General features: G+C 60.8%; 17 protein-coding genes. 7 read left to right on the top strand and 10 right to left on the bottom strand.

The window, feature by feature from the left end; all coding sequences use genetic code 11:
- The first annotated feature begins 45 nt into the window (after positions 1–45).
- On the top strand, positions 46–1191 hold the full coding sequence (locus tag LMG28727_RS09205; RefSeq protein ID WP_201641994.1) for a substrate-binding domain-containing protein: 1146 nt from the start codon (positions 46–48) through the stop codon (positions 1189–1191).
- A gap of 73 nt (positions 1192–1264) precedes the next feature.
- Here the strand turns inward: LMG28727_RS09205 and LMG28727_RS09210 are convergent, their stop codons facing one another.
- The 5 genes from LMG28727_RS09210 to LMG28727_RS09230 all read right to left on the bottom strand — a co-directional run bounded on the left by LMG28727_RS09210 (position 1265) and on the right by LMG28727_RS09230 (position 8048).
- Positions 1265–2116 (bottom strand): carbohydrate ABC transporter permease, encoded by an 852-nt coding sequence (locus LMG28727_RS09210; RefSeq protein ID WP_201641995.1) that lies wholly within the window; start codon positions 2114–2116, stop codon positions 1265–1267.
- 9 nt (positions 2117–2125) lie between these two features.
- Positions 2126–3100 carry a carbohydrate ABC transporter permease gene (locus LMG28727_RS09215; protein ID WP_201641996.1) on the bottom strand — a complete coding sequence of 325 codons (975 nt, stop codon included), beginning with the start codon at positions 3098–3100 and terminating at the stop codon, positions 2126–2128.
- A 432-nt stretch (positions 3101–3532) separates the two neighbouring features.
- Positions 3533–4789 (bottom strand): ABC transporter substrate-binding protein, encoded by a 1257-nt coding sequence (locus LMG28727_RS09220; protein ID WP_201641997.1) that lies wholly within the window; start codon positions 4787–4789, stop codon positions 3533–3535.
- 101 nt (positions 4790–4890) lie between these two features.
- Entirely contained in the window at positions 4891–6876 is a 1986-nt protein-coding gene (locus tag LMG28727_RS09225) for a beta-galactosidase (RefSeq protein ID WP_201641998.1), read from the bottom strand.
- A gap of 11 nt (positions 6877–6887) precedes the next feature.
- A complete protein-coding gene (locus tag LMG28727_RS09230) occupies positions 6888–8048 on the bottom strand; it encodes an ABC transporter ATP-binding protein (protein ID WP_201641999.1) in 1161 nt (386 codons plus the stop codon).
- Positions 8049–8238: 190 nt separating this feature from the next.
- On the opposite strand from LMG28727_RS09230, the gene LMG28727_RS09235 reads away from it, so the two are divergent.
- Together LMG28727_RS09235 and LMG28727_RS09240 are read left to right on the top strand one after the other, a co-directional pair.
- Positions 8239–9282 (top strand): LacI family DNA-binding transcriptional regulator, encoded by a 1044-nt coding sequence (locus LMG28727_RS09235; protein WP_201642000.1) that lies wholly within the window; start codon positions 8239–8241, stop codon positions 9280–9282.
- A gap of 264 nt (positions 9283–9546) precedes the next feature.
- Positions 9547–10311, top strand: a complete 765-nt coding sequence (locus tag LMG28727_RS09240; protein WP_201642001.1) for a flagellar brake protein — start codon at positions 9547–9549, stop codon at positions 10309–10311.
- A 68-nt stretch (positions 10312–10379) separates the two neighbouring features.
- On the opposite strand, the gene LMG28727_RS09245 is transcribed toward LMG28727_RS09240, so the two are convergent.
- From LMG28727_RS09245 to LMG28727_RS09260, 4 genes are all read right to left on the bottom strand, one after another.
- Positions 10380–11258, bottom strand: a complete 879-nt coding sequence (locus LMG28727_RS09245; protein WP_201642002.1) for an ABC transporter permease — start codon at positions 11256–11258, stop codon at positions 10380–10382.
- Positions 11258–12085 carry an ABC transporter ATP-binding protein gene (locus LMG28727_RS09250; RefSeq protein ID WP_201642003.1) on the bottom strand — a complete coding sequence of 276 codons (828 nt, stop codon included), beginning with the start codon at positions 12083–12085 and terminating at the stop codon, positions 11258–11260. The genes LMG28727_RS09245 and LMG28727_RS09250 overlap by 1 nt, the downstream gene beginning before the upstream one ends.
- Before the next feature lie 82 nt (positions 12086–12167).
- Positions 12168–13220, bottom strand: a complete 1053-nt coding sequence (locus LMG28727_RS09255) for an ABC transporter substrate-binding protein (RefSeq protein ID WP_201642004.1) — start codon at positions 13218–13220, stop codon at positions 12168–12170.
- A gap of 49 nt (positions 13221–13269) precedes the next feature.
- Positions 13270–14178, bottom strand: a complete 909-nt coding sequence (locus LMG28727_RS09260) for a TauD/TfdA dioxygenase family protein (protein WP_407945836.1) — start codon at positions 14176–14178, stop codon at positions 13270–13272.
- 541 nt (positions 14179–14719) lie between these two features.
- On the opposite strand from LMG28727_RS09260, the gene LMG28727_RS09265 reads away from it, so the two are divergent.
- The 4 genes from LMG28727_RS09265 (at position 14720) to LMG28727_RS09280 (ending at position 18888) form a co-directional block, all read left to right on the top strand.
- Complete coding sequence (locus LMG28727_RS09265; RefSeq protein WP_201642005.1) at positions 14720–15724, top strand: sugar ABC transporter substrate-binding protein; 1005 nt, start codon at positions 14720–14722, stop codon at positions 15722–15724.
- Positions 15725–15827: 103 nt separating this feature from the next.
- Complete coding sequence (locus LMG28727_RS09270) at positions 15828–16814, top strand: ABC transporter permease (RefSeq protein WP_201642006.1); 987 nt, start codon at positions 15828–15830, stop codon at positions 16812–16814.
- Between the two features lie 19 nt (positions 16815–16833).
- The gene (locus tag LMG28727_RS09275; protein WP_201642007.1) at positions 16834–17631 is read left to right on the top strand and encodes an ATP-binding cassette domain-containing protein; all 798 of its coding nucleotides are present in this window, start codon (positions 16834–16836) and stop codon (positions 17629–17631) included.
- Positions 17632–17661: 30 nt separating this feature from the next.
- Positions 17662–18888 carry an ROK family transcriptional regulator gene (locus tag LMG28727_RS09280; RefSeq protein WP_201642008.1) on the top strand — a complete coding sequence of 409 codons (1227 nt, stop codon included), beginning with the start codon at positions 17662–17664 and terminating at the stop codon, positions 18886–18888.
- Positions 18889–18928: 40 nt separating this feature from the next.
- Here the strand turns inward: LMG28727_RS09280 and LMG28727_RS09285 are convergent, their stop codons facing one another.
- Positions 18929–22009 (bottom strand): transglycosylase domain-containing protein, encoded by a 3081-nt coding sequence (locus LMG28727_RS09285; RefSeq protein ID WP_201642009.1) that lies wholly within the window; start codon positions 22007–22009, stop codon positions 18929–18931.
- Between the last annotated feature and the right edge of the window lie 164 nt (positions 22010–22173).

Genomic DNA, 22173 nt, shown 5'->3' on the forward strand with positions numbered 1-22173 from the left:
GACACGGACGTGAAGCACAAACATGAAGACCAACGGAGGAGACTCATGAAACATCGTCGTGGTTCAAGCAAGGTATTAGCCAGTGCCGTCGCGGCGGCCGCCGTCGCGACACTGCTCTCGTCGAGCGTCTACGCGCAATGCGTGACGAGCCTGCCGACGGGATCGATCGGACCGAAAAACATCGTCGGGCAAGGGCCAAACGGTGAAAAAGCGGCGTCCGTGGACGCAGTGAAGCTGACCGATGCCGACATCGCCAAGATCAAGGCCGGCAAGTTCAAGGTCGGTATCTCGATGCAGACAATGAACCTCGACTGGTCGCAATTGCAGGTACAAGGCATCACCGACACGCTGAAGAAATACGGCGTCGAAGTGATCGGCACCGCGTCGGCGGAATATCAGGTCGACAAGCAGATTGCCGATATCGAGAACACGATTCAACGCCATCCCGACGGCATCATCTCCATTCCCGTTGATGGCACCGCGACTGCGGCGACCTACAAGAAAGTGTCCGAAGCGGGCATCAAGCTCGTGTTCATGGACAACGTGCCGACCGGCCTGAAGCATCCCGAGCAATATGCCGCGATGATTTCCGCAGACAGCGAAGGCAACGGCCAGATCGCCGCGAAGGTGCTTTCCTCGTGCGTGCCGAAAGGCGCGACGATCGGTCTCGTGAATTTCGGCGTGGATTACTTCAGCACGACGGAGCGCACCAAGGCCGTCAACGACTGGATCGCGAAGAATCGCCCCGACATCAAGGTCAAGCAGGTTGCGTTCACCGATCCGTCGAAAGTCGGGCAAATTGCCGGTGACTTTCTGACCGGGAATCCGGATGTCAAAGGGCTATTCGCCGTGTGGGATCAACCTGCGCTCGACACGCTCACGTCGATGCGCGCGCAAGGTGTGAACATTCCCGTCACGACGGTCGACCTGGGGTTGCAGTCCGCGATTGAAATTGCGAAGGGCGGTCCGCTGAAGGCAACCGGTTCACAACGCCCGTATGATCAGGGCGTGGCCGAGGCAACCGCGATGATGAAGGCGCTGATTGGACAGACACCGCCCGCGTGGATCGGCGTGCAGTCGTTGCCGGTGGTGCAGTCGAACGTGCTGGAGTCTTATAAGATCGTGTTCAAGAAAGACCCGCCGCCGCAACTCGCGGATGCGTGCAAGAAAGCTGCACCGGCTTGCGGTTAAGCGATGTGATCTGCACGTTCCGGGCGGAATGCATTGGCTTCGCCCGGAACGCTGACTGGCTATCGAGCCGCACTCACCCTTTCGTCGCCCCGAACGTCAAACCGGCGACAAAATGCTTCTGCATCGCAAAGAACATCGCGACGGATGGCAACGCGGCCAGAATCGACCCGGCGGAAACGAGATTCCACGCGGTAGTCCACTGCCCTTTCAGTGCGGCGACACCCACGGTGATAGGCGCGGCGTCGTCGCCTGTCGTCAGACACAGCGCCCAGAAATAGTCATTCCACACGAACGTGAAGACGAGAATGCCTAATGCTGCGAGCGCGGGACGAATCAACGGCAAGACGATCCGGAAAAACACCTGCCATTCATTGGCGCCTTCAATGCGTGCAGCTTCCACTAATTCGAATGGCAACTGCTTGATGAAGTTACGCAGAAACAGCGCACAAAAACCGGTCTGAAACGACACGTGAAACAGGATCAACGCGCCGACGGTATTGAACAGACCCAGCTGCAAAGACAGGTCCCGCACTGGAATCATCAGCACCTGAACCGGCACGAAATTCCCCGCGACAAACGTGGCGAATAACGTTGAGTTGCCGCGGAACCGGTAGATCGCCAACGCGAACCCGGCCATCGCCGCCAGCGCAATCGAGCCCACCACCGCGGGCACCGTTATCAGTACGCTATTCCAGAAGTAATGCAGCATCGGCGAGGTGGTCAATGCTTCGCGATAGTTGTCGAACATCGCGAAGTGCTTCGGCCATCCCCAATAGTTGCCTTCGCTGAGTTCTTCGGTCGAACGCACCGATGTGACTAGTACGGCGATCATCGGCAGCAGCCAGATCAGCAGCGCGATGGGCAACGTCAGTTTGTACGCGCGGCGCGTGACCGGCTTCCATTTGTCGATTGGGATCGGAAACATATCGGCTCCTTATTGCTCGGCACGCAGCATTCGCCGCAAGTGATAAACGATGTACACCAGCATGATGCCGAACAGCACGACAGCCACCGCGGCCGAATAACCAATTCTGTAGTATTTGATGGCCTGGTCGTACATGTAGTACGCGAGCACGGTCGAGCTTTCAAACGGGCCGCCGCCGGTCATCACGGAGATCAGATCGAAGCTGCGCAACGCGCCGATGATCGTCACCACGATTGCCATGAACGTGGTGGGCCGCAATTGCGGCAGGATCACGTGCCACAGCATCGACCAGCCCTTTGCGCCTTCCATTCGCGCGGCTTCGATCTGCTCGGCGTTCAGCGACGTCAGTCCAGTCAGATAAAGAATCATGCAGTAGGCGGTTTGCGGCCACAGTGCAGCGAACACGATACCTAAGGTCGCGTAGCGTGGATCACCCAGCACCGGTACGCCGTGACCGAGAATCACCGCGAGCAGGCCGAAGGTCGGGTCGTAAAACCACGAGAAGATCAGCCCGACCACCACGCCCGACAGAACGAATGGCGCGAAGAACAGCGACTTGACGATGCGGATACCCGCTACGGCCTGGTTCAGATACAGCGCGACGGCTAGCCCCATTGGCGGAGCGAGCAGGAATAGCACCAGCCAGATGAGGTTGTTCTTCAACGCGGTGTAGAAGGTTGGCGTCTGGAACAACTCGATGTAATTGGCGAGGCCGACGAACGACGGCTCGGTCATGCCATCCCAGTTGAAAAAGCTGAGACGGATGGTCGACAGGATCGGCCACACCACGTAGATCGCGACCATCACGCACGCGGGCGCGAGGAACAGGAAGGCTGCCCGTCGTTGACGTCGCGCGGTCGGCGTGGGACCTCGCCGGCGCGCGGTAGCTGGCGGGCCGCCTACTGCACCGCCGGGCGCCGGCATGCCGGGGCCACCCGGTTCAACTGGACCGCCGACGGTTTGCCGGCTGACGGAATGCGCCACGATTGATTCTCCTGTGTCGGTCGGAGTTAGCGCTTTAGCGCTTACTCCGACCCCATGCAAAGCTGTCGGCGAGAGTTAGCGCTTTAGCGCTTACTCTCGCCCCATGCACCGCTGTCGGTCGGAGTTAGCGCTTTAGCGCTTACTCCGGCCCCATGCACCGCTGTCGGTCGGAGTTAGCGCTTTAGCGCTTACTCCGACCCCATGCAAAGCTGTCGGTCGGAGTTAGCGCTTTAGCGCTTACTCTCGCCCCATGCAACGCTGTCGGTCGGAGTTAGCGCTTTAGCGCTTACTCTCGCCCCATGCACCGCATGTCGGTCGAAGTCAGCGCTTCCGCACTTACCCCACCCCATGCAAAGCTGTCGGCGAGAGTCAGCGCTTCAACACTCACCCCACCCAAAGCTGTCAGAGGAAGCAAGCACCTCCCCCTCCCCCTCACTTCTTATAAATCCGCTTGCGCGTCTGCTCCAACTGCGCCAGCACATCATCGAGCTTCGACGGATCGGAAACGAACTGCTGCATCCCCTTCATCCCTTCGTCAGCCATTTCCTTCGTCATATCGCGATCATAGAACTGCGCGATACCGCCCTTCGTATTGGCAAGAATCTGGAAGCCGATCTTCGAAATCGGATCTGCCGGTTCCGGCGATTTGCTGTTCGCCGACAACGACCCAAGCCCCGTTGCCAGTTGCGCGCCGATCTCCGGCGTCTCGACAAACGCGAGGAACGCATGCGCATCAGCTTTGTTCTTCGCTTTCGACGGAATATGCAGCGACTCCACCGGACCATCTTCAGCAGTCGGCACCTTCGAATCGATAATCGGGAACTGGAAGTAGCCCATTTCAGGCTTCACGTTCGCCGGGAAACCACCGGTAATGAAGGTACCCATCAGCATCATCGCGGCCTTGCCCTGGAACAGGAACGGCTGCACCGAATCCAGATCGTACGACAGCGAATTGTCGATAAAGTAGCCCGCGTCGATCAATTGCTTCCACGTCGTGTACACCTTCTTCACGCGCGGATCGGTGTACGGAATCTCGCCTGCCATCAACTGCTGATGGAATGCATTGCCGTTCAGACGCAGATCGAGATAATCGAACCAGCCGGCAAGGGTCCACGCATCGCGACCCGCCACGGCGATCGGCGTAATGCCGGCAGCCTTCAGCTTCTTCGCAGCGTCGAGGAATTCGTCCCAGGTTTTCGGCTCGCTCTTGATGCCGACCTTGTCGAACAGATCCTTGCGGTAGAACATCCCCCACGAGTAATACACGGTCGGCGCCGCGTACTGCTTGCCCTTATACGACGACGCCTCTTTGGTCGACGCATACGTGTCGTTCCAGCCGTTCTTCGCCCAGTCGCTGCTCAGGTCATCAAAGAGGCCGCGTTGTGCGTAATACGCCATACGTTCGCCGTCATGCCAGTTGACGACATCAGGCGCGACCGTGGACAGCCAGCCTGGCAACTGCACTTTGTACGCTTCTTCGTCGATGAACGACACCTTCACGTCGACGCCAGGATGCGTCTTCTTGAACTGGTCGATCACCGACTGCCACACCGCGCGCTGGCTCGCGCCCTTGAACGCGATATTCACCGTGAGCGTGCTGGCCTGCGTCGCCGTGCTGACGAACGACGTGCCTGCCGTCGCGGCGACCAGAGCGAGTGCCATCAGAATTTTGCGTGGTTTCAGTTTCATGCTGCCTGTCTCCTTTTATGCGCTGATTGTGCGTCGTGATTTGCGTGGTGCTGTTGCGTCACTCTCTTTACTGCGTGGAATATCGTCTGGCCGCCAGGCCGTCATGATCGTCGATACGCACTCACGCCTTGCGGTGCGATGACACGCGAGCCGATCACGAGCGCGTCGTCGGCTACGTCGGTGAGCGTGTGCGGGGTGTCGCCATAGTTGAACACGTAGGTCAACGCGCCGCGTTGGCTGATCCGCACGCCGTCGCCGAGCGCCTGCGTTTTAATGCCTGCGTGCTGAGCGATCCGCGAGAACAGACGCACGGTGAGCGCGTCGTCGAACAGGCTCGCGAGGTAGTGGAATGCGCCGCTTCGCACATACGCGGGGTGGCCGTCTGCAAAACGGGCACGCACGTCGAGCGAATCCGCGTGATCACTGTCGATAAAATCGCGCCAATGGCGTGCAACGCCGTCCTGTTGATCGGAATCGCTACGCCCCGCGAGACGAACCGCTTCAGTCACATTCGGCCGCATCGATTCGACACGCCATACGCGCAGCGGCAGCACCGAAGCCAACGGACCCGGCGGCAGATTGGCCGGAATCCGCAAGTCCGCCGTCTTCGAACCCGTGCGCGGACCGAGCACCACTTGCGCACCCGAACTCGCCAGACGTGCGCCGAAATCATCGGGCACGACCGGCAGCGGCGGCACGACGATCAGGCTATAGCCGTCGAGCGGCGCATCGACCGGCACGACATCCACATCGAGACCGAGCGAGCGCAGCGCCGAGTAGTACTCGAACGCAAAGCGCGGGTAATGAAAGTCCGCCCCTTGCGGATGAATCTCGAACAGCCACTTGGCCTCGTAGTCGTAGACCAGAGCGACTTTCGAACGGATCGTCGCATTAGCATCGACATTCGCCGCGAGCACGGTGCGAATTTCATCGGCGACCTGTGCGGCTTCATTACCGCCCACATCCAGCCGGTTATCCGGCGTGTTCAAACCCGCATGCATCTGCTCCTGCGCAAACGGAGCCTGACGCCAGCGGAAATACGACACGCAGCCCGCGCCGTGCGCGAACGCTTCCCAACTCCACAGCCGCACCATGCCCGGCAGCGGCGCCGGATTCCACAGCGCCCAGTTCACCGGGCCCGGCTGCTGCTCCATCACCCAGAACGGCAGCTTCGACATGCCGCGATACACGTCGTGATTGAACGACGCGAAGTCGGGATGGCCGCTGCGCAGCCAGCGCGCCTTGATCTCCGGCGCGAACCATTGCTCTTCGAGTGCACCGAGCGGATAGCTGTCCCAGCTCGCGATATCGAGGTCGGCCGCCACCTTGTAGTGATCGAACTCGGTGAACAACTGCATGAAGTTATGCGCGACCGGACGACCCGGTGAATGCGCACGAATGATCTCGACCTGCATGCGGTTATAACGCGCGACTTCGTCGGATGCGAAACGGCGGTAATCGAGCCGATGCGACGGATGCGCTTCGGTCACGGTCGCGACCGGTGCATCGATCTCGTCGAAGCTGCGGTATTCCATGCTCCAGAACACCGTGCCCCACGCTTCATTCAACGCGTCGACCGTGTGATAGCGCGCCTTCAGCCATTCGCGGAAACGCTGCACGGCAGCCGTCGAATAGCTGACCACCGTGTGATGACAGCCGAATTCGTTATCGGTCTGCCAGAAAGCCACCGCAGGGTGCTTGCCGTAACGCTCGGCCACCGCCGTGCAGATCTTGCGCGACGCTTCGAAATACGACGGCGACGAAAAATCATAATGACGCCGTGAGCCGAACGCGCGCGGACGCCCATCGGCGCCAACCGGCAGAATGTCCGGATGACGGTCGATCAGCCATTTCGGCGGCGTCGCGGTCGGCGTGCACATGACGACCTTCAGCCCCGCTGCGCCGAGCACATCGACCGCACGATCGAGCCACGCCCAATCGTATTCGCCGGGCGACGGCTCCATGCGGCTCCATGCAAATTCGGCGATCCGCACCTGCTCGATGCCGAGTGCTTTCATCCGGCGAGCGTCGTCTTCCCACATCGACTCAGGCCAGTGTTCCGGGTAGTAACAGACTCCAACGCGCATCCGAATATCCTTTATACGTAGTGTTCGACGGATTCGAGCGAAGCGGCGGCAAAGCCGTCTTCGGTAAACAAATGGCAGGCAAGTCGCGGCACGCGCAAGCTCGCGCGGTCGCCGGGCGCGAGGCGTGTGTCGCCCGGCGCTTTGGCGATCAGCACGGCGCCGCCGGGTTGATCGAGGTGAACATAGCTGTGCTCGCCGAGTTGTTCGACCAGCGATACGGTGCGGACCAGCACACCGTCGGCGGGCGCGGCGGCACTCGTGTCGGTGTCGGCAAATTCCAGATGTTCGGGACGCACGCCGAGCGTGACCGGCTGTGACGTTTGCAGCCCTTCGCCACGCACCGGCACGCGGACGTTTTCATGGGTGTCGTCGAGCGTGACGAGCACGCCTTGCGAATCGACCGATGCAATGCGGCCCGGCAGGAAGTTCATGCGCGGCGAACCAATGAAGCCGGCCACGAAGCGGCTTTTCGGACGGTGGTACAACTCCAGCGGCGCGCCAATCTGCGCAATGCTGCCGTAGCGTTCGGTGTCCTTGCCCGCGTGCAGCAGCACGATCTTGTCGGCAAGCGTCATCGCCTCGATCTGGTCGTGCGTCACGTACACCACACTCGCTTTGGAGAACTGCTTGTGCAGCCGCGCGATTTCGACACGCGTCTGCCCGCGCAACGTGGCGTCGAGATTGGACAACGGTTCATCGAACAGGAACACGCCGGGCTGGCGCACGATCGCGCGGCCAATCGCGACGCGCTGCCGCTGTCCGCCCGACAACGCTTTCGGCTTGCGATCGAGCAATGCCTCCAGTTGCAGAATGCGCGCGGCTTCCCGCACCTTGCGGTCGATGTCGTCCTTGGGGGTTTTTGCGAGCTTCAGTCCGAATGCCATGTTCTCGAACACGGTCATATGCGGAAACAGCGCATAACTCTGGAACACCATCGCCACACCGCGTTGCGCGGCGGGCACGTCGTTGACGAGCTTGCCGCCAATCGACAGGTCGCCGTCCGTGACGTCTTCAAGGCCCGCGATCATCCGCAGCAACGTGGATTTGCCGCAGCCGGAGGGACCGAGAAACACGCAGAACTCGTTCTCCGCAATCTCGAGATCGACGTTGCGGATCACCAGCGCGCCGTCGCCATATGCCTTCTGCACGCCTCTTAACGAAATGCTCGCCATTGCATCGACTCCGTGATTTAATCAGCTCGAAGTCGGAGATTAAGCGCTTAATCAGACCGGCCAAAAAAATCGATCACTGGGATCGTCAGGCCTGCCTTGTCTCCGATATCGTTTTATCTGGTCGACAGATGGTGCCGCGCCTTGAGCCACGACGCAAATGTCGGGCTAACATCCCAATTATTGAGACAACATGCCCACACTCAACGAAGTCGCGCGTCACGCAGGCGTCACGCCCGCTACCGTGTCCAACGTGTTGCGCAATCGCGGCCGGGTTGGCGAGACCACACGGCAACGCGTGCTGGAGGCCGTCGCGGCGCTCGGCTACCGCCCTCACCTCGCCGCCCGTGCGCTTGCGGAGGGCCGCGCACCGACCCTCGCGCTGATGGTGTCGAGCATCGCCAATCCGTTCTATCCGGAATTCGCGCTGGCCGTCGAACGCGCGGCACGCACCAGCGGCCACTTCGTGATCATCTGCAATACGAATGAAGATCCGCTGACGGGTCGCGCCTATCTCGACCAGATTGCCGGCACGCTCTCCGAGGGCGTGCTCGTGACGAATGCGAACCTCGATTTCGCCGACCTTCACACCACCGAAGCGCGCGGCACGCCCGTGGTGTTGTGCATGTGGGAACGGCCTCACGAGCCGCCGGGTCTGCCGTGCGTCGCGGTCGATTTCCGGCTCGCGGGCGAACTGGCCGGCCAGCATCTGCTGGCGCTCGGACATCGGCGCATCGGCGCGATTGTCGGCAGCAAGGCGACGGGCGTTCACGCGGCCCGTTACCAGGGTTTCGTCGATGCGCTGCACGCGGCGGGCGCGCCAAAAGGCCGCGTCAAACACGCGCTCGATACGATCCAGGGCGGCTATACCGCAACGCGCGCGTTACTCGACGCCGATCCGACCATCACCGCGATCTTCGCCACCAACGACCTGCCGGCGCTCGGCGCGATGCATGCAGCAGCCGATCTCGGCCTGAGCGTGCCGGGCGAGCTTTCCGTGATCGGTATCACCGACATTCAGCTCGCGCGCGAATCGCGGCCCGCGTTGACGACGGTGGCCGTGCCGACCGTCGAAGTCGCCGGACTGGCGGTGTCGCTGTTGCGCGAGCTGATCGAGTCGTCGTACGGACAAGCTGGAAAAGCGGCCGCCCCGGACGCGGTCACGGTGCCGATGCGGATTTCTTCGCCGCCCGAACTCGTTGTACGAGCGTCGACCGGCGTTCCGCGTTCGCCGTGATGTGTCCGTAACAGCCTCGCAACGTTACGTAGCGAGTCCGCGACAGCCCACAAAGCCTCACGCGCTTCCCGTTGCACCCACTACCCGCAAACGTCCGCTCTGACGCGTTTGCGCGGCCTGCACGCCACCTCCGCACCGCGTTCCATGCAGTTGGCACGGTCTCTGCATTAACCCATGCAAAAGGCCGAGCGCCGGCGCGATTCACCCGCCGACGGCGCTTGCTAACCAGGCCAGCCCAAGGCCATCACACGCATGGATCTCAAAATGACCGCCGCTCTCCTGCTGGACGCCGATATCGTCGACACGGCCCGCGACGTTGACTCGAACTACGCGCAGCGCCACCCGCTGCAAATCGCCGTCTGCCTGCGCAATCTCATGTCCGGGCAAGACTTCGTGACGGTGGAGTTCAACGGGCGGCAGATCGTCACGCAACTGCTCGACGTCGATTCCCGCAACGCGCGCTTTGTGTTCGATGCGGGCAGCGTCGCGGAAGATAACGCTGCACTTCCCGCAGCGCGCGAGTTGACGTTCCGCAGTCTGCCCGGCGGCATTCGCACGGAGTTCACGACGCTCGACGCGACCGCCGTCATGTTCGAAGGACTGCCGGCTTTTGAAGCAGCCTTCCCGACGCTGCTGTACTACGTTCAGCGCCGCGAGTTTTTCCGCGTGCCGACGCCGCTGCTCGACCCGTATATCGCCACTGGCGCGTATGAGGATGGTGGCTCGTTCCGGCTCGAATTGCAGGATCTGTCGCTCGGCGGCATCGCTCTGAAAACCGCCGATACGCGTTTTGGCTCGCTAGAAACCGGCACCTTGCTGCACGACGTATCGCTGCAACTGGGCAGCTTCGGCACACTGCAACTCGATCTGGAAATCGTCGCGCCACGTGTCGTGACGACACCGAAGGGCGATCAGCGGTTTGTGATCGGTTGCAAATTTATTGGGGCGTTAGGGCCGGCTGAAAGGACACTTCAACGTGTCGTCACGCAGCTTGAAACGAAACGGCAAAGGCTGTCGTCGCGTGGGTGATTGGTGGCGGCGAGGGCGGCCGCATTGCGCGTCCGCCCTTCAGTCATTTTGCTTCCTGCTTCAGTCGATTATTGCTGAACACCCCAGCGCCGCACCGTGACGCGTTCAAGCGTATCGAACACCAGATGTTCGATCAGCAAGCCGATCACGATCACCGCGGCCAGCCCCGCAAACACGCGATCCGTGTACAACTCATTGCGATTCTGGAAGATATACCAACCCAGTCCGCCGCTTCCCGAACTCGCGCCGAATACGAGTTCGGCCGCGATCAGCGTGCGCCACGCAAACGCCCAGCCCACCCGCAAGCCCGCGAGAATGGACGGGAGTGCCGCTGGCACCAGAATCAGCAACACGTGACGCATGCCGGTCAAGCCATAATTGCGGCCCGTCATGCGCAAGGTGGCAGGAACTGACTGAAACCCCGAATACGTGTTGAGCGCCAGCGGCCACAACACCGAATGCACGAGCACGAACAGCAGACTGCCAGTGCCGAGGCCGAACCACAACAACGCCAGCGGCAACAGCGCGATCGACGGTAACGGGTTGAACATCGCGGTCAGCATCGACAGAAAATCGCGGCCTATGCGGGTCGATACCGCAAGCGACGTCAGTACAAATGCCAGCGCTGCGCCGAGCAGGTAACCTCGCAACAGCACAGACATCGACACGGCGGTTTTCTGCAGCAATTCACCGGACCAGATGCCCTGCACGAAAGCGGTGAAGGTTGCGCCGAAAGTTGGTAGAAGCAGATCGTTATCGACCGCGCGTGCAGCGATTTCCCAGCCGGCGATCAGTACCAGCGCAATCAGCGTCTTGCGCAACCAGCTTTGTGCGAAGAGCCGCTTGCCAAGCGGCAAGGGTGCTTCGAGAACGAGTTCACCGAGCGGTTCGAGCGGACGTTCGTACTCGTCGCGAACCGGTGGCAACAAGGTAGCGGGCGAGCTCATCAAGCGGTCTCCGTCTGTTCGAACAACAGGTGGTGAATTCGTGCGACGCTGCGCTGAAAGTCGCTGCGTCCAAAGCTGTCCTGCGAATACTGGTGGCTGTTCAGTTCGGCGCGCACGCGGCCAGGATGCGGCGACAGCAATAGAATGCGATTGCCGACCACCAGCGCCTCTTCGATTGAATGCGTGACGAACAGCAGCGTGAAATTCACTTCTTCCCATAGACGCAGCAGTTCTTCCTGCATCTTGCGGCGCGTGAGCGCGTCGAGTGCGGCGAACGGTTCATCCATCAGCAGCACACGCGGTTGCATGGCCAGCGCGCGGGCAATCGCCACCCGCTGCTTCATGCCTCCCGACAAGGTATGCGGATACGCATTCGCGAACGAAGCTAACCCAACCTTCTCCAGATAATGCAGCGCCCGTTCGTTCGCTTCGGCACGTTTGAGCTTCTTGGCAACGCGCAGCGGAAACGCGACGTTCTGCAATACCGTTTTCCACGGCGGCAATTGATCGAACTCCTGGAACACGACGATGCGATCGGCACCTGGGCCGCGCACGGCCTGTCCATCGAGCGAAATCGTGCCGGACGTGGGCTGGATAAAGCCGGCCACCGCTTTGAGCAAGGTCGACTTGCCGCAACCGGACGGTCCGAGCAACACGAAACGGTCGCCGCCGTAGACGTCGAAACTCACGTCGTGCGTGGCGCGAACGATCCGCTCGCGGGTGCGGTATTCGAGGTTGACGTTCTCTACCGTGAGCAATTTTTCGCTGGTGGCCGCGCGGATTTCTTCAGCGCGGTCCGGAAACATAAGAGTAGGATTGGCCACCATCAGATCGCTCCATGCAAGTGAACCAGATTGACTCTGCGTGCCGGGAAAAACGCGGCAAGATGACTAAGCGGAAGCACCATGTTCAACTCCCTGCGGCGGTCGCCGGATCGTCGAAGAAATAGTCTTTCCACGATTTCGGCTCGTTCCTGATCGCGCCAACGCGATACATGAATTGCGCCAGCCCGAAGGTGTTTTGCGGGGCGATCTTGAATTGCACCTGGGGATTCTTGATGACCTTCAGCAACAACGTGCGGTCTATCTTCGACTGATTCGTGCGGATGTAGATATCGGCCGCCGCATCCGGATTCGCCGTCACGAAACGTGCAGCGTCGGCCATTGCATCGACGAACGCGCGATACGTTTTCGGATTGCTGTCGCGGAATTTTTCGGTCGCGTACAGCACGGTGGCCGAACTCGGGCCGCCGAGCACATCGTACGAATTCAGCACGATATGCGCTTTCGGATTGCCCGCCAGTTCCTGTTCCTGAAACGGCGGATTACCGAAATGCCCGGTAATTTCCGTGCCGCCTGCAATGATCGCGGCCGCAGCGTCAGGATGCGGCAACGCTTGCGTGTACTTGTCGAGGCGGTTGTAGTCCTTGTCGCCCCAACGTTTCGCGGCAGCATATTGCAGCACGCGCGATTGCACCGAAACGTTCACGGCCGGCACCGCAATGCGGTCCTTGTCGTTGAAGTCCGCAATCGTCTTCACTTTCGGATCGTTGCTCACCAGGTAATACGGCAGATTGCCGAGCGACGCGACGCCCTTCACATTCTGGTGACCATGCGTGCGGTCCCAGATCGTCAGCAACGGGCCGACACCGGCACCCGCAATATCCACTGCACCGGAGAGCAGCGCGTCGTTCACCGCTGCGCCGCCTGAGAGTTTCACCCAGTCCACTTTGATGTCGAGTCCCTGCTTACGCCCTTCTTTCTCGACGAATTGCTGGTCACGCGCGACGTTCAGCAGCAGATAAACAATCCCAAACTGTTCGGCAATGCGGATCTGCCCTTCGGCGTGTGCGGGCATGGCTGCACCGAAGCCGGCCACACCCATCGATAAAGTCAGCAACGTAGCAGTGAATCGGCGGGCGAAAGACGACCGCACAGCGGTCGGGTGAAACTTGGCAGGCATTGGAACTCCGGTCAGCATGGGGTGTGGCTAAAGGCGGGTGAAGTTGCCGTCAGAACGGCACATCACCTTCAATCGTCGTGCGGTAGAGCTTGCGGCGCAGGTGGTCGGGGGTGCCGGCGGCGAGATGCATCAATGAACGGTTGTCCCAGAACACCATGTCATGCTCTTTCCATTCATGCCGGTAAAGATGCTCGGGCCGCACGCTATGCGCGAAGATTTCCTCCAGCAGTGCACGGCTTTCGTCTTCCGGCATGCCGATCACCCGCGTGGTGAAATGCTCGCTGACGAAAAGCGCCTGACGTCCCGTCTCCGGATGCGTGCGCACGATGGGCTGCACCACCGGCTTGACCTGCGCAATCTGCTCGGCCGACAGATTCGGCCGCCACGGACTGCGCTTTTGCAATTCCTCGTATTTCGCGAGATACGTGTGCTCCGCTGAACGCCCTTCTACCGCGCTGCGCAGGTGCGAGGGCAACGTATCCCACGCGAGATGCATGTTCGCGAACAGCGTGTCGCCGCCTTCGGCGGGCAACTCCTGCGCATGCAGCAATGAGCCGAGGCTAGGTTTTTCCTTGTACGACAGATCGGAATGCCAGAAATGACCGGCATCGCCGAGACCAATCGGCTTGCCGTTTTCAACCACGTTCGACACCACCAGAATTTCCGGATGTCCGGGCAACTGGAATTGATGCAGCACGTGAATCTGCAACGGGCCGAAGCGTCGGCTAAATGAAATCTGCTGATCGGGCGTGATGCGTTGATCGCGAAACACCAGCACGTGATGATCGAGATGCGCGCGGTGAATGCGCGCGAAGTCGCGCTGATTCAGTGGCTTGCCGAGATCGAGTCCGAGTACTTCCGCGCCGACGGGGCCGTCGAACGCGCGAATCTCGATGGACTGGTCTTCAATCGTCTCGTCGACGTGGCGGGTGGTAGCAGGTGCAAAGGCAGTCGTCACAGGAAACTCTTCGTCTAATCTGTTCAGAGGACGCCGTAAGTGGCGCAGTCAGACGAATTTACCGGTCCACGCGCGCGCCGACAACGAAGCAAATCCGATACGGTTATCTGCTGGAGTGATAAACCCGATGCTTTAACGGGTTTCGGCTGGCGTGTGATGTTTATTTGAGCGCACCGGCGAATGCGCAGACCGCCGCCGAGCCGTCAATCTTCAGTAACTTGCGAGGAGCGGATCCTCTGGGACCGGTCGGATTCAGCAACCGGGTCGGGAATTACCCGTAACCACAGGCCGCGCCTCTCGCAGTGCAGCAAACCCTCCGATGGTCGGATCTACCGGCGCTCGCACGGAAACACGGTCCGCACTTCGCCGCGTCGCGGCGAAACGTTTGCATTGACTCTGGTCAAGCGGCCTGCTGTACTAAATCCATCGTCGTGATTTAGTCGAACCAAGTCACGGCGTCGAACCAGGCTGCCAGCGCGCAGCGTTCGCGCACGCAACCGTCTGCCTTGCCCGTCGTTGCCAATAACCGGAGGAGCGTCCCATGAATCTGAATTCCCGCAGGCATCCTGTCGCCAGGAAAATCGTGTCGATGTGCGTCGCGGCATCGGCGGTGTGGTGTGCAGGTGCAAGCCAGGCGGCTGACCAGCCTGTCGTCGGCCTCATCACCAAGACCGATACCAACCCGTTCTTCGTGAAGATGAAACAGGGTGCCGAAGCAGCCGCCTCGAAAGACGGCGCGAAATTGCTGACCGCCGCCGGCAAGTTCGACGGCGACAACGCGAGCCAGGTCACCGCGATCGAAAACATGATGACAGCCGGCGCGAAAGCGATTCTGATCACGCCGAGCGATACCAAGGCGATCGTGCCGAGCATCAAGAAAGCGCGCGCTGCGGGCGTGATGGTGGTCGCACTCGACACGCCGACCGATCCGCAGGACGCCACCGACGCCCTATTCGCCACCGACAATTTCAAAGCCGGCGTGCTGATCGGCAAATACGCAAAGGCGGCGCTGAACGGCAAGGCCGCCAGGATCGCGACGCTCGATCTCGCGCCGGGCGTATCGGTCGGCGTGCTGCGTCATAACGGCTTTCTGGAGGGCTTCGGCGTGAAGGAAGGCGATCCGTCTATCGTCTGCAGTCAGGACACGCGTGGCGATCAGGCGAAGGGGCAGACGGCAATGGAAAACTGCCTGCAGAAGTCGCCGGATATCAACGTGGTCTACACGATCAACGAACCGGCCGCAGCGGGCGCCTACCGCGCGCTCAAGGCGGCAGGCAAGGACAAGAGCGTGATGATCGTGTCGATCGATGGCGGCTGTGAGGGCGTGCGCAATGTGAAGGCTGGCGCGATCGCGGCAACCTCGCAGCAGTATCCGTTGAAGATGGCGGCGCTCGGCGTGACCGCCGGGGTCGAGTATGCGAAGACCGGCAAGAAGGTGTCCGGCTATCAGGACACGGGCGTGACGCTGATTTCCGACAAGCCGATGTCCGGCATCGACAGCAAGGACACCAAGTTTGGCCTCGACAACTGCTGGGGCAACAAGTAACGCGCATTGCGCATCGCGTCGTAAGTGCGGCCCGTTACGGCGGGCCGCCGCCTGATTTGCCGCGCGGCCCAACGGCCACGCTCTTGTATCGAGGACATCCATCATGTCGACTCCTTCCGCGCCTGCCGGCCACTCGCGCTCTTTCACCGACCGTTTGCCGTCGCTCGCCGAGGTCGGACCGCTGATCGCGCTGGTGCTGGCCTGCGGTTTCTTTATCTCGCAGAGCAGCCGCTTTCTGTCGTTCCAGAATCTCTCGCTGATCCTGCAACAGACAATGGTCGTCGCGGTCATCGCAATCGGTCAGACATTGATCGTGCTGACCGGCGGTATCGATCTGTCATGCGGAATGGTGATGGCGTTCGGCTCGATCATCATGACCAAATTCGCCGTCACGCTCGGCGTGCCGCCGGTTCTCGCGATCCTGTGCGGGATTGCCGCGAGCACCTTGTTCGGCGCGTTGAATGGCATCCTGATCACGCGGATCAAACTGCCTGCGTTTATCGTCACCTTGGGTACATTGAATATCGCGTTCGCGCTCACGCAGATTTACTCGAATGCGGAGAGCGTGTCGAATCTGCCCGACGCGATCATGTTCTTCGGCAATACATTCAAGCTCGGTCCAGCGGATGTCACATACGGTACTGTCCTCACGCTGCTGATGTATCTCGCCACGTGGTTCGTGTTGCGCGATACGGTGCCGGGGCGGCATCTCTATGCACTCGGCAATAATGCGGAAGCTGCGCGCCTGATGGGCCTGTCTTCGCAGAAGATCCTGCTGACGGTGTATTCGCTGGCGGGGGCGATTTACGGCATTGCCGCGTTGCTGTCGGTGTCGCGCACGGGTGTCGGCGATCCCCAGGCGGGGCAAACCGAAAATCTCGACAGCATTACCGCGGTCGTACTAGGCGGCACGAGCTTGTTCGGCGGACGCGGGTCGATTGTCGGCACCTTGCTCGGCGCACTGATTGTCGGCGTGTTTCGCAATGGTTTGACGCTGATCGGCGTGTCGTCGGTCTACCAGGTGTTGATCACCGGCATGCTGGTGATTCTCGCGGTAGCCGCCGACAAACTCTCCCATCGTCGCGGTTGAGCACTCCCAGGAGCCTGTCATGTCGACACCAAGTTCAGCTTCATCCGCGATGCCGGTTCTGCAGGCGCGTGGACTCGTCAAACGTTATGGCAATGTAACCGCGCTCGACGGTTGCGACTTCGAAGTCCTGCCCGGAGAAATTCTCGCGGTGATCGGCGACAACGGTGCGGGGAAATCATCTCTTATCAAGGCACTGTCTGGCGCCACCGTGCCGGACGAAGGTGAGATTCTGCTCGACGGCAAGCCGGTCAAATTCCGCAGTCCGCTCGACGCGCGCGCACAAGGTATCGAAACCGTCTACCAGGAACTCGCGGTGGCGCCGGCCATGAGCATCGCCGAAAACCTGTTCCTTGCCCGCGAGCTGGTCAAGCCAGGCTGGCGCGGCTCGATCTTCAAGATGATCGACAAGCGCCGCATGCTCGTCGAAGCGACCGCACACATGAAAGACCTGCAAATCGGCATCCGTTCGATGCGCCAGGCCGTGGAAACGCTATCGGGCGGCCAGCGTCAGGGCGTTGCGGTGGCGCGCAGCGCGGCATTCGCGCGGCACGTCGTGATTCTCGACGAACCCACAGCGGCGCTCGGCGTGAAGGAAGGCAACATGGTGCTCGAACTGATCCGCCGCGTACGCGAGCGCGGCCTTCCGGTCATTCTCATCAGCCATAACATGCCGCACGTGTTCGAAGTCGCCGACCGCATTCATATTCAACGGCTGGGTCGACGCGCGGCACTCGTCAATACGAAAGACGTGCATATGTCGGAAGCAGTCGCGATCATGACCGGCGCAAAAGAAGCGGACGTCAAGGCGATTGCATGACGCACGCGCCCTTCTGAGCGGACCGCGACCATGGATACCAGCGGCACCCGCTCGCCTCTCAAACGCACGGTCGGCTCGAATCAGGTCGGCATGCGGCAGTTCAACGAACGCATCGTGTTGCAGGCCATCCGTTTGCATGGACCGCTGCCGAAAGCCGACGTCAGCCGCCTCACGCGCCTTTCGATGCAGACGGTATCGATGATCGCCGACCGCCTCATCGACGATGGCCTGCTCGAAAAGCAGGCGCGCGTACGCGGCAGAATCGGCCAGCCGTCGGTGCCGATCGCGTTGCGCGCGGACGGCGCGTACACCATCGGCATCAAGGTGGGACGCCGCAGTCTCGATGTACTGGCGATGGACTTCGCCGGTCACGTGGTGTGCCGCGACGTTGTCGACTATGCATATCCCGATCCGCGTACGTTGTTCCCCGCGCTCGAAAGCAAGCTCGCGCGCGTGAACCAGGCGCTCGGCGCGAAGGCCAACAAGGTGGTTGGCGTTGGCGTGGCGGCGCCACTGTGGCTCGGCGGCTGGCGAGACTTTCTCGGCGCGCCGCCCGAAGCACTCGAAGCGTGGCACGAAATCGATCTGCGCACCCGCATCGCGGCAATGACCGGTCTGCCCGTCGAGTTTGCGAAAGACACCACGGCCGCCTGTGCCGCCGAACTGGTGATGGGCCAGGGGCGCGGCATTCACAATTTTCTGTACCTGTTCGTCGGCACGTTTATCGGCGGCGGGCTGGTCATCGATGGCCGTCTGCATGGCGGACCGCACGATAACGCGGGCGCGGTAGGGTCCATTCCGCTGCGCGACGGCACCGCGCGCAAGCCCGCGCGTCAACTGCTGCATGCGGCGTCCGGGTTCGTCCTCGAAAAGCTGTTGAGCGACGCAGGTGCGCCAGCCGCTGCCGCGCACGATCATCGCGCGTTATCGCCCGACCTCTGGCGGCAGACGGAACAATGGCTCGACAGCGCGTGCCCTGCGATCGCCAACGCGCTGACTAACGCGGCTGCATTGCTCGATCTCGAAGCGATCGTGATCGACGGAGAACTCGATCGACAGTTAGTCAGAGAAATTATTCGGCGCACCGAACGCGTGCTCGATCGTTTCGAATGGGAAGGGATGGTGCGTCCGCAGCTTCTGGAAGGCACCATCGGCGCCGATGCGCGTGCAATGGGCGGTGCGATTCTGCCGCTCTATGCGCATTTCGCGCCGGTGCATGAATTGTTTTTGAAGCCCGCAGTAGATAGCGATTATTGAAAGTGCCTGTTGCCCATTCAAGCGTGCAAGACAGACGTATTCACTTCGCCGCCACCTTCGTCATCGAGGCGGTTTTGACGGGCGGATGATCCAGCAACGGCTGCAAGACCGGCGCCATCGACTTCAGCAATTGCACCGACAGCGCGCTCGTGAATTCGTAATGCGACGCGTACGGTTCATGCACGAACGCCGTCAACGTGCCGTAGAAACGGTCGCCCATTGCAAACACAAACGTCGCGCTGCGGTTCACCTTGCGCGACTCGATCAGCCGGCCGCCTTTGGCGAACACGTTGAAGCGCTGATCGCCGGTGCCGGTTTTGCCGACCACTTCGAGTACCTGACCATCCGGGAACGTCATGCCTTGCGCGAGACGTTTTGCCGTGCCGCCTGCCACGACGTCGCGCAACAGCACCCTCACCACGCCGGCAATTTCCGGCGACAACTGCTGTTGTGGCGCAACCGTCGCGCGCTTGAAGTGCGTTTCGTATGGGGTGTCTTTCGCGAACTGAAGTTCGGAGAGACTTTCGGTCGGCACCTTGTTGCCGTCGTTGGCAATCACGCCGATCAGTTGCGCGAGTGCTGCAGGCCGGTCGCCCGATGCGCCAATCGCCGCTGCGTAAGAAGGCGTGAGGTTCGCGAATGGATAGCCTAATGCCTGCCACGATTTGCCGATCGCCTCATACGCGCGCAGTTCGACCATCCGTTTGATGCGGCGATCCTGGGTCGCGTGATAGCGCGTCTTGAACAGCCACGAATAGGTAGACAGGCGCACATCGCGGCTCGCCGTCTGAATCTGGTCGAGCGTTGCGTCTGGATGTTCGCGCAGATAGTTGAGCGCCCACAACTCCAGCGGATGCACACTCGAAATATAGCCACGATCGTTCAGATTGAAGCGATCCACCGAATACTTGGCGTATAGATTCGCGAGGTCCTCATCGTCCAGAATCGAAGCCGCCGGGGTGTTCTTCAACGCGTCACGCATCTTTGCGTTGAACCATGCATTCGATTCATCCGGTGCGACGCTGCGCAATACCGTCGCCACTTTCGGCGGCGACTTGCGCACACCGAGCAGCAACACAGCTAACGCCTGTTCGCGCGTTTTGCCGTGATATTTCGTGTAGAAACGATTCATGTAGACGCGGCTTTCCTGATCGGCAAAACGCGTCAGATACATTTTCCGGGTTGCCGGATCGTCGAGCCATTGCGACGACGGCCCGGTGGTCTGCACCATTTCATAGTGGACGATATCGCGCATCAAACGCACGAACACCAGATTCACCGAATGCTGGAATGCGCGATGAACCGTCAGGATTTGACTGTTGTCGTCGGATTCGAAATTGGTGAAAGTTTGCGCGCCGCCACCGGTATAAAACGTTTCGCCCGGGTTGGCCGAGTACTTGCGCTCGACGGCTGCATCGAGCATGGGTTGCAACGAGCGGTCTGAAGTGTGCGCGAGATAGTCGAGCGCCCAATGCGTCAACCGGTCGTTCGGGTCGACTTTGACCGCTTTCAGTTCCGCTGTGCTCAGCGGTGCATAACGCGCATGCAGGTCGGAGACAATCTGCAAATACGTGACAACGGTACGCAGTTTCGCAGTCGAACCGAGATTCAGGCGTGCGCCGGAGTTGATATCGAACGGCTGGTTCACACTATCGGTTTGCACGCGCACCAGATTCGCACCACCGCGCCTTTCGAACAATGTAAAGCTGTAGGCGATTTTCGACGGGTCATCCGACGGGCGCAGCATTTCGAAACCGACAAGGCCCGCAGCTTTCGCCCCATCGCGCGTCGCAGCGGCAGCGAGCCGTTCGCTGACCGCCTGCTGTACCGCGTTATTCAGCGTGCCCTTCGCCTGCAGATCGAGCCGGTCGAGTTCGTAAAAACTGCGCAGGCCGAGTGCCGCCAGCAGATGCGAACGCATCGACGTCACCGCCTTGCGCGACACGAACGAATCGGCACTCTGGGTCGCGGCGGGCGTGCGATGCAATTCGACCTGTGCCGATAGCGCGGCATCACGCAAAGGCATCGAAATAACGCCACCGCTCGCGAGCAAACGCAGATAACTGTCGGTGCGCTTTTCGAGTTCGGCATAGTCGTGTTGCAGGAAATACGACGGCGCGCGCTGCGCGATCATCAGCGACAGCACCTGACGGAAAGCGACGCCCTGCTCCGCGAGATTCTGTCCGGTCGACGGCGCGTTCAGAATACGGTTGACGTCGCTGAAATCGCGGCCGTACCACGCGGCAAGACCGTCGCCAATGCCGTTGATTTCGCCGATGCCCGGCTGCGCGGCCAGCGGCACCGAATTCAGATAATGAACGACGATCTGCTGACGCGCGGCCATGGTCTGCGGCCCGTTCATATAGGCGCGTAACGAAGCAGACGCGATTTGCCGCAGTTTTTCAGGCGGCGTCGCCGTGCGGCCGCCTGCCGAGTGGCGGAATTTTTCGATCTGTGTCGAGAGCGTGCTGCCGCCGGGTGTCGACTGATGGCGGTTGAACACGCGTACGCCCTGATCGACCAGCGCGCGGCTGAAACGTCCCCAGTCGATGGCGGGATTACGGTTCGGCTGCGACGCATCGAGCAGATAGCGGTCTTCGATAAACAGCAGCGAGTTCGTGATTAGCGGTGGAATGGATTCGAAGCTGCCATACGCGCGACCCGGAAACTGCGCGCTGAAAAGCTGAGCGTCGGTGCCGTCGAACAGTTGCAAACCAGCCTGATCTTTTTCCGCGTACGGCAAGAACAAACCGTTGTCAGCAAGCGAAAGCATCCGCTCGGAATCGCGTGCCTGCGAACTGATTTCAAACCCGCGTTGCAATAAGCGCTGCTGGATCGACGGCAGCAACGCGTAGCCCAGGCGGCTGTCGTAAGGACCTTTGTCTGCGGGAGGGAAATAGATGGTGTGACTGGCGCCGGGTTCGACCGAAAAGCCCACGTCGCGGGTCAGTTCGGAAAGGTAGCGCGCCTGTAAGCGGGAGGTTTCGATCTCGACCTGAACCAGCCGTGCGAGCCACGCCAGCGCGAGCAATAACGCCGCCGCCAGCCCCCATTTGAGCCACTTGCGAACAGGCGCCGTGGCTGTTGCGCGAAGCGGTAACCGAACCAGTGGTCGATTCATGGCTGCTCTCCCCGAGCGGGCGCCATGTTCTCGACCTGGCGCGCGTCGATGCAGTTTAGCGCGGAACGCGAACGCGCAATCGGCCCGGATTTACCCGACAGTGTCGCGGCTACAACACCTCATTTCAATTTATAGCAAAGTGCGAAGTGCCATGCGATATTGAA

It is taken from the genome of Paraburkholderia metrosideri, assembly GCF_904848625.1.
GTDB classification, from domain to species: Bacteria; Pseudomonadota; Gammaproteobacteria; order Burkholderiales; family Burkholderiaceae; genus Paraburkholderia; species Paraburkholderia metrosideri.